This window comes from Pseudomonas sp. FP597 (genome assembly GCF_030687435.1).
GTDB lineage: Bacteria > Pseudomonadota > Gammaproteobacteria > Pseudomonadales > Pseudomonadaceae > Aquipseudomonas > Aquipseudomonas lactucae.
This window is the reverse complement of record NZ_CP117432.1, coordinates 1,621,063-1,633,546: the sequence shown is the minus strand read 5'-3', so window position 1 is coordinate 1,633,546 and position 12,484 is coordinate 1,621,063. Positions and strand designations below refer to the sequence as shown.

At 62.6% G+C, this 12,484-nt stretch carries 12 protein-coding genes and 1 pseudogene; 6 read left to right on the top strand and 7 right to left on the bottom strand.

The genetic code is table 11. The features are described 5' to 3' along the window. Window positions 1-12: 12 nt before the first annotated feature. Both PSH66_RS07490 and PSH66_RS07485 read right to left on the bottom strand, forming a co-directional pair. Window positions 13-732, bottom strand: a complete 720-nt coding sequence (locus PSH66_RS07490; RefSeq protein ID WP_141064234.1) for a YgcG family protein — start codon at window positions 730-732, stop codon at window positions 13-15. Between the two features lie 18 nt (window positions 733-750). Next, complete coding sequence (locus tag PSH66_RS07485) at window positions 751-1,362, bottom strand: LemA family protein (protein ID WP_305428654.1); 612 nt, start codon at window positions 1,360-1,362, stop codon at window positions 751-753. Window positions 1,363-1,603: 241 nt separating this feature from the next. Between PSH66_RS07485 and bglX the strand changes: the two genes are divergently transcribed. After that, on the top strand, window positions 1,604-3,895 hold the full coding sequence (gene bglX, locus PSH66_RS07480; RefSeq protein ID WP_141064235.1) for a beta-glucosidase BglX: 2,292 nt from the start codon (window positions 1,604-1,606) through the stop codon (window positions 3,893-3,895). A gap of 66 nt (window positions 3,896-3,961) precedes the next feature. Here bglX and PSH66_RS07475 read toward each other — a convergent pair whose 3' ends face one another. From PSH66_RS07475 to PSH66_RS07460, 4 genes are all read right to left on the bottom strand, one after another. Then, window positions 3,962-5,119, bottom strand: coding sequence for a phosphatidylserine/phosphatidylglycerophosphate/cardiolipin synthase family protein (locus tag PSH66_RS07475; RefSeq protein ID WP_141064236.1), 1,158 nt, complete (start codon window positions 5,117-5,119; stop codon window positions 3,962-3,964). A 1-nt stretch (window position 5,120) separates the two neighbouring features. Then, window positions 5,121-5,702 carry a YceI family protein gene (locus PSH66_RS07470; protein ID WP_305428653.1) on the bottom strand — a complete coding sequence of 194 codons (582 nt, stop codon included), beginning with the start codon at window positions 5,700-5,702 and terminating at the stop codon, window positions 5,121-5,123. A gap of 91 nt (window positions 5,703-5,793) precedes the next feature. Then, window positions 5,794-6,108 carry an amidase gene (locus PSH66_RS07465; protein WP_305428652.1) on the bottom strand — a complete coding sequence of 105 codons (315 nt, stop codon included), beginning with the start codon at window positions 6,106-6,108 and terminating at the stop codon, window positions 5,794-5,796. Beyond that, window positions 6,105-7,178 carry a serine hydrolase gene (locus PSH66_RS07460; protein WP_003172418.1) on the bottom strand — a complete coding sequence of 358 codons (1,074 nt, stop codon included), beginning with the start codon at window positions 7,176-7,178 and terminating at the stop codon, window positions 6,105-6,107. Before PSH66_RS07460 ends, PSH66_RS07465 begins: the two co-directional genes overlap by 4 nt. Before the next feature lie 184 nt (window positions 7,179-7,362). On the opposite strand from PSH66_RS07460, the gene olsB reads away from it, so the two are divergent. Both olsB and PSH66_RS07450 read left to right on the top strand, forming a co-directional pair. After that, window positions 7,363-8,118, top strand: coding sequence for an L-ornithine N(alpha)-acyltransferase (gene olsB, locus PSH66_RS07455; protein ID WP_003172415.1), 756 nt, complete (start codon window positions 7,363-7,365; stop codon window positions 8,116-8,118). Next, window positions 8,118-8,909: a lysophospholipid acyltransferase family protein gene (locus PSH66_RS07450; RefSeq protein WP_141064239.1), complete on the top strand. Its 792-nt coding sequence runs from the start codon at window positions 8,118-8,120 to the stop codon at window positions 8,907-8,909. Before olsB ends, PSH66_RS07450 begins: the two co-directional genes overlap by 1 nt. A 71-nt stretch (window positions 8,910-8,980) precedes the next feature. Here PSH66_RS07450 and PSH66_RS07445 read toward each other — a convergent pair whose 3' ends face one another. Next, window positions 8,981-9,565: an ACP phosphodiesterase gene (locus PSH66_RS07445; RefSeq protein WP_305428651.1), complete on the bottom strand. Its 585-nt coding sequence runs from the start codon at window positions 9,563-9,565 to the stop codon at window positions 8,981-8,983. A 154-nt stretch (window positions 9,566-9,719) separates the two neighbouring features. Between PSH66_RS07445 and PSH66_RS07440 the strand changes: the two genes are divergently transcribed. The 3 genes and pseudogenes from PSH66_RS07440 (at window position 9,720) to PSH66_RS07430 (ending at window position 12,299) form a co-directional block, all read left to right on the top strand. Continuing rightward, complete coding sequence (locus tag PSH66_RS07440; RefSeq protein WP_042944312.1) at window positions 9,720-10,046, top strand: helix-turn-helix transcriptional regulator; 327 nt, start codon at window positions 9,720-9,722, stop codon at window positions 10,044-10,046. 11 nt (window positions 10,047-10,057) lie between these two features. Then, a complete protein-coding gene (locus PSH66_RS07435) occupies window positions 10,058-11,224 on the top strand; it encodes an MFS transporter (protein WP_003172411.1) in 1,167 nt (388 codons plus the stop codon). A 26-nt stretch (window positions 11,225-11,250) separates the two neighbouring features. Then, window positions 11,251-12,299, top strand: a pseudogene (locus tag PSH66_RS07430) (alkene reductase). The last annotated feature ends 185 nt before the right edge of the window (window positions 12,300-12,484 follow it).

Here is a 12,484-nt window from a genome sequence, read left to right as displayed (position 1 = left end):
TCGTTATTGTCATCACCAGCCGCCCGAAGCGCCGCCGCCGCCAAAACCACCACCGCCGCCACGGAAACCTCCACCGCCACCGCCGCCGCGCCCGCTGCTGCTGAGGATCGCCAGCAGGATCGTACCCACCGGCAGGCCCATGCGATTACACAGCCACAACACGCCGATCAGCAAAACAAACAGGCCAATGGAAAGCCCGGGATTATCCCTGGCAAAGTTGGCATCCGCCACATGGGCGGGCACCGCCAAGGGTTCACCACCGACCACCCGGATCATCGCAGCCACGCCGTCGCTGATGCCCTGGCTGAAATTGCCGGCCTTGAATTTGGGCACAATGACCTGGTTGATGATCACCCAGGACTGCGCGTCGGTCAGCACGCCTTCCAGGCCATAGCCGACTTCGATGCGCAATGTGCGCTCGGCGCGGGCGACGATCAACAGCGCGCCGTTGTCCTTGCCCTTCTGGCCAATGCCCCACGCGCGGCCCAATTGATAACCGTAATCCTCAATGGTCGTGCCTTGCAGGTCGGGCACGGTGACGACCACGATCTGGTCACCCGAGGTTTGCTCGAGCGCCTGCAACTGCTGGGTCAGTTGCTCGCGCACCGCCGGATCGATCATCTGGGCGGTATCCACCACCCGCCCGGTCAACGCCGGGAAGGTCAACGCCGCCTGCGCCGCACCGACCCAGGCCAACAGCCACAGCGCCAGGCCTATCCGTAATAAACGCATCGACACCTCAGTGCAGCCTTATTTGAACTTCACTTGCGGCGCTTTATCGGCATCGGCGCTGGTGACTTCAAATGTCGCGCGGATCGGCAAGTCGCTGTACATCACGCTATGCCACAGGCGACCGGGGAAGGTGCGGATCTCGGTGTTGTAGGCCTGCACGGCCTGGATAAAGTCGCGACGGGCCACGGCGATGCGGTTTTCGGTGCCTTCCAGTTGCGATTGCAGGGCCAGGAAATTCTGGTTGGCCTTGAGGTCCGGGTAGCGTTCGGACACCACCATCAAGCGGCTGAGGGCGCCGCTCAAACCGTCCTGGGCTTGCTGGAACTGCTTGAGTTTTTCGGGGTTGTCGAGGGTGCTGGCATCCACTTGGATCGACGTGGCCTTGGCCCGCGCTTCGATCACGGCGGTGAGGGTGTCCTGCTCGTGCGCGGCGTAGCCCTTGACCACTTCCACCAGGTTGGGGATCAGGTCGGCGCGGCGTTGGTACTGGTTCTGCACCTGGCCCCAGGCGGCTTTGGCCTGTTCGTCCAGGGTGGGAATGTTGTTGATGCCGCAACCGCTCAGCACCGTGCTGATCAATAGCAAAGCCGCGGCTTTCAAGCCCCAGCGGTAACCCTGTGCTGCTTGCATGGTGTTTCTCCTGCCCAATCTTGATGGAATATGACGACTAACCCTATAAACCGCGCGCTTGGGGCATAATCCGCCACCACTGGATTGCATCGAGCCAATCAGCTACAAAGATGCCCAGCGCAAATAAGAGTTCCGAGTGTGCTGCATTTATCGGAACAACACCCGAACAACAATAGACGCTCCCCACATTTTGGCCGACGGCATCCATGGATGCTGCGCAGTGAGCCGAAAAAGGATATTCATGAAAAAGCTGTGTTTGCTCGGCCTTGTTGCCACTCTGGCCAGTCACCCCGTATGGGCAGAAACAAAGCCTGCTGCGCTTAAAGACAAGGACGCCTTCGTCAGCGACCTGCTCAAGCAGATGACCCTCGATGAAAAGATCGGCCAATTGCGCCTGATCAGCATCGGCCCCGAAATGCCCCGCGAGCTGATCCGCAAGGAAATCGCCGCCGGCCGCATCGGTGGCACATTCAACTCCATCACCCGCCCGGAAAACCGTCCGATGCAGGACGCGGCCATGCGCAGCCGCTTGAAGATCCCGATGTTCTTCGCCTACGACGTGATCCACGGCCACCGCACCATTTTCCCGATCAGCCTGGCCCTGGCTTCCAGCTGGGACATGGACGCCATTGGCCGCTCCGGGCGCATTGCCGCCCAGGAAGCCGCCGCCGACAGCCTCGACATCACCTTCGCGCCGATGGTCGACATCTCCCGCGACCCACGTTGGGGCCGCACGTCCGAAGGTTTCGGCGAAGACACCTACCTGGTCTCGCGCATTGCCGAAGTGATGGTCAAGGCCTTCCAGGGCGCGAGCCCCGCGAACGCCGACAGCATCATGGCCAGCGTCAAGCACTTCGCCCTGTACGGCGCGGTGGAAGGCGGGCGCGACTACAACGTGGTCGACATGAGCCCGGTCAAGATGTACCAGGACTACCTGCCGCCCTACCACGCGGCGATCAAGGCCGGTTCCGGCGGCGTGATGGTGGCGCTCAACTCGATCAACGGCGTGCCCGCCACCGCCAACACCTGGCTGATGAACGACCTGCTGCGCAAGGACTGGGGCTTCAAGGGCCTGGCCGTGAGCGACCATGGCGCGATCTTCGAGCTGATCAAGCACGGCGTGGCCAAGGACGGGCGCGAAGCCGCCAAGCTGGCGATCAAGGCCGGTATCGACATGAGCATGAACGACTCGCTGTACGGCAAGGAACTGCCGGGGCTGCTCAAGTCCGGCGAGATCGAGCAGAGTGACATCGACAACGCCGTGCGTGAAGTGCTCGGTGCCAAGTACGACATGGGCCTGTTCAAGGACCCGTACCTGCGTATCGGCAAGGCTGAGGACGACCCGGCCGACACCTACGCCGACAGCCGCCTGCACCGCGCCGATGCGCGTGATATTGCGCGCCGCAGCCTGGTGCTGCTGAAAAACCAGCACAACACCCTGCCCCTGAAAAAATCCGCGACCATCGCCCTGGTCGGCCCGCTGGCCAAGGCGCCGATCGACATGATGGGCAGTTGGGCCGCCGCCGGTAAACCCGAGCAGTCGGTGACCCTGCTCGACGGTTTGAACGCGGTGATCGGCGAGAAAGGCAAGATCATCTATGCCCGTGGCGCCAACATCACCAACGACAAGGCGGTGGTCGACTACCTCAACTTCCTCAACTTCGATGCCCCGGAAGTAGTGGATGACAAGCGCGCGCCGCAGGTGATGATCGACGAAGCGGTCAAGGCCGCCAAAGAGGCCGACGTCGTGGTGGCCGCCGTGGGCGAGTCCCGCGGCATGTCCCACGAGTCCTCCAGCCGCACCGACCTGAACATCCCGCAAAGCCAGCGCGACCTGATCAAGGCCCTCAAGGCCACCGGCAAACCGCTGGTGCTGGTGCTGATGAACGGCCGTCCGTTGTCGATTCTCGAAGAGAACCAACAGGCCGACGCGATCCTGGAAACCTGGTTCGCCGGCACCGAAGGCGGCAACGCCATCGCCGACGTACTGTTCGGTGACTACAACCCGTCGGGCAAGCTGCCGATCACCTTCCCACGCTCCGTGGGGCAGATTCCGACCTACTACAACCACCTGACCATCGGCCGACCGTTCACCCCAGGCAAGCCGGGCAACTACACCTCGCAGTACTTCGATGACACCACCGGGCCCCTGTTCCCGTTTGGTTATGGCCTGAGCTACACCACGTTCAGCCTGTCGGACATGGCGCTGTCGTCCACCACCTTGAACAAGACCGGCAAGCTCGACGCCAGCGTCACCGTGCAAAACACCGGCAAGGTCGACGGCGAAACCGTGGTGCAGCTGTATATCCAGGACGTGGCCGGCTCGATGATCCGCCCGATCAAGGAGCTGAAGAACTTTCAGAAAGTCATGCTCAAGGCCGGCGAAGAGCGCACGCTGCACTTCACCATCACCGAAGAAGACTTGAAGTTCTACAACACCCAGCTCAAGTACGCGGCGGAACCGGGTGAGTTCAATGTACAGATCGGGCTCGATTCCCAGGATGTGCAGCAGCAGACGTTCGAACTGCTCTAACGCGTGACGCGGTCAAAAAATGTGGGCGGGGCTTGCTCCCTCCCACATTTGACCTCAGTGTTCTTGCTAACCGCGCCGGTCCAGCAGGTTCACCACCAGCCGATCTACCCATCCCCACACCCGCTGCTTCACCCGCCGCCACACTGGCCGTGCCTTCCACGCTTCCAGGCTGACCACCTGGCTCTGGGCAAAGTCCGCAGTAAAACTCATCACCACTGCCTGTGTAAGCTCAGGGTCCAGCGCTTCCAGATTGGCTTCCAGGTTGAAGCGCAAATTCCAGTGGTCGAAATTGCACGAGCCGATGCTCACCCAGTCATCCACCAGCACCATTTTCAGGTGCAGGAAGCACGGCTGATATTCGAAAATCTGCACGCCTGCACGTAGCAGGCGCGGGTAATAGCGGTGCCCGGCGTAACGCACCGATGGGTGATCGGTACGCGGGCCAGTCAGCAGCAAACGCACGTCCACACCGCGCCCTGCGGCACGGCGCAAGGCGCGGCGCACGCTCCAGGTCGGCAGGAAGTACGGCGTGGCCAACCAGATCCGCGTCTGACTGTTGTTGAGGGCGCGGATCAGCGATTGCAGGATGTCACGGTGCTGGCCGGCGTCGGCATACGCGACGCGGCCCAGGCCAGGCCCGGTCGCCGGCACCTTGGGCAGGCGCGGCAAACCGAAATGGGTTGCGGGTTTCCAGGCGCGGCGAGCCGCATTGGCGTGCCATTGGCGGTCGAACAACGCCTGCCAGTCCAGCACCAGCGGCCCGTTGATCTGCACCATCACTTCATGCCACTCGGCGGTGTCCTGTCCAGGTGTCCAGAACTCATCGGTGACGCCGGTGCCACCGACCACAGCGACGCCCTGGTCAACCAACAACAGCTTGCGATGGTCGCGGTACAGGTTGCGCATCCAGCGTCGCCAGCTCAGGCGATTGTAGAAACGCAACTCCACACCCACATCGGTCAAGCGCTTGCGCAGCCCGAGGGTAAACGCGAGGCTGCCGTAATCATCGAACAGGCAACGCACCCGCACGCCGCGCTCGGCCGCCTGCACCAGCGCCTGCACCATGGCTTCGGCGCAGGCACCGGCTTCCACCAGGTACAACTCCAGATCGACCTGACGCTCGGCCCGGGCAATGCCCAGCAGCATCTGTGGAAAAAAACGCGGCCCGTCGATCAACAACTCGAACCGGTTGGCGCTGCGCCACGGAAATACCGCGCCGGCCACGTCAGCGCGCCGTGAAAATCAGCACCGCACCCACCGGCACCGACAAACTGATCGACTTGAGCCCCGCTGCTTCACGCAACGCCGCCACTCCCGGCGCCAGGTCGAAATCCTCGGCATGCAACACCAAAGGTTCCAGCGTCACGACCTGAAAACGCCGATCATCCAGGCGCGTGGCCAGCAACTCGGCGCTGTAGGTCTGGGTCTTGCCGTGCAGCGTCACTGAAAGCGGCAGGCGCAGTTCCAATTGCGCGCCAGGAGCCAGGTCGTTGATCGGTTGCAGGTTGATCTGAGCACTGATCAACGCTTCCGGGAAGGTCTTGACCTGAAACAGCGTATTGCGCATGCGTTCATCACGCAGCGGGATGCCGCTGTTGACCGACTCCAGCTCCACCTCCAACTGCGCCGCCCCCTTGCTGTCGACCTTGCCGTGCAACACCAGAAAGCGCTGCACTTCGGCGACTTCGGTGTTTTTGGTGGTGACGAAAGACAGGCGTGAGGACTCGTTGTCCAGGTACCAGTCGGCGTGGGCAGGCACTGCTGCGGCGGCCAGCAGGGCGAAGGCCAGGGGTCTGACGTTGAACATAAACACTCGTGGGGCAAAAAACCTGCACGAACCTTAAGCGCATGTCACGAACGGCGCAAACCCAAATGTGGAAGCGGGAAAGTGTGGTGTGTCACGGATTCAGGCGACACCCCTGCCGCTCCCCCACCCACCGCGCCGTGTGCGTACGCCCCAACCCACTCGCCGTCACTTCACTGCGCTCGGGGTTATCCCTGAACGCACTGGTAGGCACGTACTGCTTCACATACCCCAGGCAATACTGCGCCGGGTTGTTCGCCACGTACCGGCACGAGCAGTACTCCTTGGCGGTGTACGCCGCGATGATGTCGGGGAAGGCTTGCAGGTTGACGCGCTCGTGCCACACCCAGCCGAGCAGGGCGAGCAACAGCAGCAGAAACACGCTGGTGAACGGCCGACGACGAATCATGGCTGCACCGCCGCGAGCACGCGTTTGAGCAGTTCGTTGTGACGATAAGCGCCGTCGCGATCATCGCCGTAGCGCACGATCACCAGGTGTTCGGCGGGCATTACGAACAGCGCCTGGCCCCAGTGACCGAGGGCGGCGAAGGTGTCGGCGGGGGCGTCGGGCCAAGGCTTTGGGGTGCCTGTGTTGAGCCACCAATGGCCACCGGGGACGGCTTCGTCCTGGCCGGTTTTGTAGTGATCGAACGGCCGGCGGTTGAAGGCGACCCACTCCTTGGGCAGCAACTGTTGCTCGCCCCAGCGTCCGTCCCGTGCCATCAGCAAGCCGATACGCGCCAGATCGCGGGCGGTGAGGTAGGCGTATGACGAGGCGACGAAGGTTTCGTCGGCGTCGGTTTCCCAGGTGGCGTTGTGAATGCCCAGCGGTTTGAACAGCGCATCCCACGGGTAACTCATGTAGGCCTTGTGGCCGAGCATGCCCTTGAGCGCGGCGGACAATAAATTGCTGTCGCCACTGGAGTAACGGAACGCCTGGCCCGGCGCGCTGAAGGTGTCCATGCTGGCGGCGAACTCCGCCATATCGGTGTGACCACGGGTATAGAGCATCGCCACTACCGAGGATTTCAGCGGCGCGTATTCGTAGTCTTCCTGCCAGTCCAGGCCCGAGGCCCAGTGCAGCAGGTCGGCCATGGTCACCGTGGGGTGCTGTTTCATTGGCGGATAAAAACGCGCCACGGGGTCGCTGAGTTTGAAGCGGTTATCGCCGTAGGCCACGCCGAGCACCGTGGCCATCAGGCTTTTGCTGATCGACCAGGTCAGGTGCGGCGTGCTCACGGTGGTGGGCGCGGCGTAGCGTTCATAAACGATCTGGCCATCGCGGATCACCAATAGCGCATCGGTGCGGACGCCTTGGCGGCTGGCGTCATCACGTGGAGGGAAAGCGTAGGTGTCGAGGGCGTCGACGGCGGGGCCGGCCAGTGGCGTGCCCCTGGCCCAGTCCTTGTCGGGCCAGGTGTCGGCGTGGGCGGTAACGGTGACGAGCAGCAGGGCAACACACAACAAGCCTCTGACCATGGACACGAACTCAAGGGGGCATTCAAGCCCGAGAGGCTAGCCCAGACGCATGACAGATTGGCGACAAAGAGGCTGTCATCCAAGCGTCACCATAACTTCATGGAGATGACACCGGGGCTCCATAGCCTGAGTTTGGACAAACAAGTCGACCGGCCGAACAGTGGCTGGCACTCGGAGATTCGCCATGACTCAGATCGCCCGCATCAGCGACACCGGCAATGAACGCCGTCTGCAAGCCGAACGCCTGGTTGGCGCACAGGCATTGCAGGAAGCACAGGCCCTGCGGTTCAACGTGTTCAGCGGCGAGTTCAACGCCAAGCTGAAAGGCGCGGAACTTGGCCTGGACATGGATGACTATGATGTTCACTGCAGCCACATCGGCGTGCGGGATTTGAACAGCGGCCGGCTGGTCGCCACCACCCGTTTGCTCGACCACCAGGCCGCCAGCACTCTGGGCCGGTTCTATAGCGAAGAAGAATTCAGCCTGCACGGTTTGCTGCACCTGCAAGGGCCGATCCTGGAGATCGGTCGCACCTGCGTCGACCCGGCTTACCGCAACGGCGGTACCATCGCGGTGTTGTGGGGCGAGTTGGCCGAAGTGCTCAACCAGGGCGGTTACAGCTATTTGATGGGCTGCGCGAGCATCCCAATGCACGACGGCGGCATCCAGGCCCACGCGATCATGCAGCGCCTGCGCGAACGCTACCTGTGTAACGAACACCTGCGCGCCGAACCGAAAAAACCATTGCCGGCGCTGGACCTGCCGTCCAACGTCATCGCCGAGATGCCGCCGCTGCTCAAGGCCTATATGCGCCTGGGCGCGAAGATCTGCGGCGAGCCGTGCTGGGACGAAGACTTCCAGGTCGCCGACGTGTTCATCCTGCTCAAGCGCGATGAGTTGTGCCCGCGTTACGCGCGCCACTTCAAGGCGGCCATGTGATGAGCCGCCTGCGCGTGTACGGGCGCATTGCCCGCGTGCTGGTGGTGGTGGCGCTGGGCTTGAGCATGGCCAGTGTGTTTGGCCTGTTCGAACGCTTGGGCGTGGCCAACTCGATGGTGCGCCGCCAACGCTGGTCGCGGTTCTTTATGGCCCGACTGACCAACGCCCTGCCCTTTCGCGTGACGGTGCACGGCGAACTACCGACGCAGCCGATGCTGTGGGTGAGCAACCATGTGTCCTGGACCGACATTCCGCTGCTCGGCGCCGTGGCGCCGATGTCGTTTTTGTCCAAGGCCGAAGTGCGTACCTGGCCGGTTGCCGGTTGGTTGGCGGCCAAGGCCGGCAGCCTGTTTATCCGCCGCGGTTCCGGTGACAGCCAGTTGATCCGCAAGCAGATGACCCGCCACCTGGAGCAACAGCACCCGCTGTTGATGTTCCCGGAAGGCACCACCACCGACGGGCGCAGCCTGCGAACCTTCCATGGTCGCTTGCTGGCCAGTGCGATCGATGCGGATGTGTCGCTGCAACCGGTGGCGATTCGTTACCTGCGCGATGGACAGGTGGATGCGTTGGCGCCGTTCATTGGCGATGACGATTTGCTCTCGCACCTGATGCGCCTGTTCGGCAATGATCAGGGCGATGTGGAAATCCATGTGCTCAAGCCGATTGCCTGCGCCGGGCAGGAACGTGCGGCGCTGGCGTTCCAGGCGCAGCAGGCGGTGCAGAAGGCGTTGTTCGGGCCGTTGCCGGAGACTGAGCAGGTAGACGCCCGACCTGCCTTCGCTGCCTGACATGAGCTAAACACTGTTCCAAATGTGGGAGGGGCTTGCTCCCGATAGCGGGAGCAAGCCCCCTCCCACATTTAGATCTCAGTATTCAGTTGGTGTTGTGCGAATGCCTGCAACTCGGGGTAGAACACCCGGAAGTCTTCACTCAACGGTTCGTACAGTTCATGCAATTCGCGCATTGCAAACCCTAGCGCGTCGGGGTCGCTCAGCCGTCGCGAAATCCCCCACAACACCTGCTCCATCACCGCGAACTCACGGTACGAGCCCAGCCAATCGTCCGCCGCCATATACGGTGCAATCTGCGCCAGCCGCCCCGGCAGCTGCGGTTCGGCCGCCAGTACGCGGTACACCTGCGCGGTAAAGCGCTCCAGCGGCTGGTCGGCATACAGCGCCCAATCCCGCGCCAGGCAGTGATCGAAAAACACATCGAGGACAATTCCCGCATAACGCCGGCGAGTCAGGCTGAAGCGCGACAACGCCTCGCCCACCAACGGGTGGCTGTCGGTAAAGCGATCGATAGCGCGGTGCAACTGGATCGCCGCTTCGATGGGCGGGCTGAACTGCCCTTGCAGGCGGCCCTTGACGAAATCGCCATACAGGCTGCCCAGCAGTTGCGCTGGAAGTTGGCCGCCCAGGTGCAGATGTGCGAGATAATTCATGGCGCGCAGTCTAGCACTGCCGCCAACGTATCGTTATAACCCGATATACCGATTTAGCCTGAACTCAGATCAAAATCATATTGGTATATCGGGATATAGCGATTTAAAGTTCGCCTCATCGCGATATAACGCTTCAAGCCACCGAGCAACTGCCATGTCCATCGACCTCGACGAAATAATAAAAGCCCTGGCGCACCCAGTACGACGAGACATCCTCACCTGGCTCAAAGACCCGAAAGTGCAGTTCCCCGAGCAACTGCACAACCACGAATACGGCATCTGTGCCGGGCAGATCGACCAGCGCTGCGGCTTGTCCCAGTCAACCGTGTCGGCCCACCTGGCCACCTTGCAACGGGCGGGACTTATCAGCAGCCAGAAGGCCGGGCAGTGGCATTTTTTCAAGCGCAATGAGGACGTGATCCAAGCCTTCCTCGCGGCGCTTATCACTGAACTCAGCGCTGAAATCAGCGCGCCGCTGTAAAGGACACGAAAATGCCTCTCTCGCTACTTATCCTGGCCCTGAGCGCCTTCGCCATCGGCACCACCGAATTCGTCATCATGGGCTTGCTGCCCGATGTGGCGGCGGACCTCGGCGTGTCGATTCCCGGCGCCGGCTGGCTGGTCACCGGCTACGCCCTGGGCGTCGCCATCGGCGCGCCATTCATGGCTCTGGCCACCGCCAGGTTGCCACGCAAGGCGGCCCTGGTAGCGTTGATGGGGATCTTCATTATCGGCAACCTGCTCTGCGCCCTGGCCAGTGACTACAACGTGCTGATGGTTGCCCGTGTGGTCACCGCACTGTGCCATGGCGCGTTCTTCGGAATCGGTTCGGTGGTCGCCGCCAACCTGGTGCCGGCCAACAAACGCGCTTCGGCCGTGGCCCTGATGTTCACCGGTTTGACCCTGGCCAACGTGCTCGGTGTGCCGCTGGGCACCGCGCTGGGCCAGCAAGCCGGCTGGCGCTCGACCTTCTGGGCCGTGACAGTGATTGGTGTGGTCGCGCTGATCGGCCTGATCCGCTTCCTGCCGGCCAAGCGTGACGAAGAAAAACTCAATATGCGCGCCGAACTGGCGGCCCTCAAGGGTGCCGGTATCTGGTTGTCGCTGAGCATGACCGCGCTGTTCGCCGCGTCCATGTTCACCCTCTTCACTTACGTTGCGCCGCTGCTCGGCGATGTCACCGGCGTGTCGCCCAAAGGGGTGACCTGGACGCTGCTGTTGATCGGCCTGGGCCTCACCGTCGGCAACATCATCGGCGGCAAGCTGGCCGACAAGCGCCTGGCGGCCACCCTGATCGGCGTGTTTATCAGCATGGCCGTGGTGACCACCGCGCTGAGCTGGACCAGCGTCGCGGTGATCCCGACTGAAATCACCCTGTTCCTGTGGGCCACCGCCTCGTTTGCCGCCGTGCCGGCGCTGCAGATCAACGTGGTGACCTTCGGCAAGGCCGCACCGAACCTGGTGTCCACCTTGAACATCGGCGCCTTCAACATCGGCAACGCCCTCGGCGCCTGGGTCGGCGGCAGCGTAATCGCCCACGGTTTCGGCCTGACCAGCGTGCCTTTGGCGGCGGCGGCCCTGGCGATCCTTGCGCTGCTGGTGACCCTGATTACTTTCCGTCAGAGCGGCGACGCCGACCTGGCCCCTGCGACCAACTGATCAACTCACTTGAAGGGTGTTATCTCATGACGACTATTTTCGATCCGATCACACTGGGCGACCTGCAACTGTCGAACCGCATCATCATGGCGCCGCTGACCCGCTGCCGTGCCGATGAAGGCCGCGTGCCCAACGCGCTGATGGCCGAGTACTACGTGCAGCGTGCCTCCGCCGGGCTGATCCTCAGCGAGGCCACTTCCGTGACGCCGCTGGGCGTAGGCTACCCGGACACGCCGGGCATCTGGTCAACGATCAGGTACGCGGCTGGGCCAACGTGACCAAGGCCGTGCACGGCGCGGGCGGCAAGATCTTCCTGCAACTGTGGCACGTGGGCCGCATCTCCCATGAGTCGTACCTGAACGGCGAAACCCCGGTGGCGCCGAGCGCGATTCAAGCCAAGGGCCATGTCAGCCTGGTGCGTCCGCTGGCCGACTACCCGACGCCGCGCGCCCTGGAAACCGCTGAAATCGCCGACATTGTCGACGCTTACCGCACCGGTGCCGAAAACGCCAAGGCGGCCGGCTTTGACGGCGTGGAAATCCACGGTGCCAACGGCTACCTGCTCGACCAGTTCCTGCAAAGCAGCACCAACCAGCGCACCGACAACTACGGTGGCTCCCTGGAAAACCGCGCGCGCCTGCTGCTGGAAGTGACCGATGCCGCCATCGAAGTCTGGGGCGCCGGCCGTGTGGGTGTGCATCTGGCACCGCGTGCGGATGCCCATGACATGGGTGATGACAACCTGGCGGAAACCTTCACCTACGTCGCCAGCGAACTGGGCAAGCGCGGCATCGGGTTTATCTGCTCGCGCGAGAAAGAAGGCGCCGACAGCCTCGGTCCACAACTGAAGAAAGCCTTCGGCGGCGTGTACATCGCCAACGAGCGCTTCACCAAGGACAGCGCCAACGCGTGGCTGGCGGAGGGCAAGGCGGACGCGGTGGCGTTTGGCGTACCGTTCATTGCCAACCCGGATTTGCCGGCGCGCTTGAAGGCCGATGCGCCGCTGAACGAAGCGCATCCGGAAACCTTCTACGGCAAGGGCGCGGTGGGTTACATCGATTATCCGACGCTGTAATCACCTGAAACGCAAACCAAATGTGGGAGGGGCACCGCCCCTCCCACGTTTTGACCGCATGTATCCGTTTGGTAACATCGCTTCACAGAACCGCAACAAAATCCCTACAAAATACTTAGGCGGCTACCTATCAACCGCCCGCCAGCCCGTATATAAAGTCACCCCACCTATCAGGCAGAAGGACG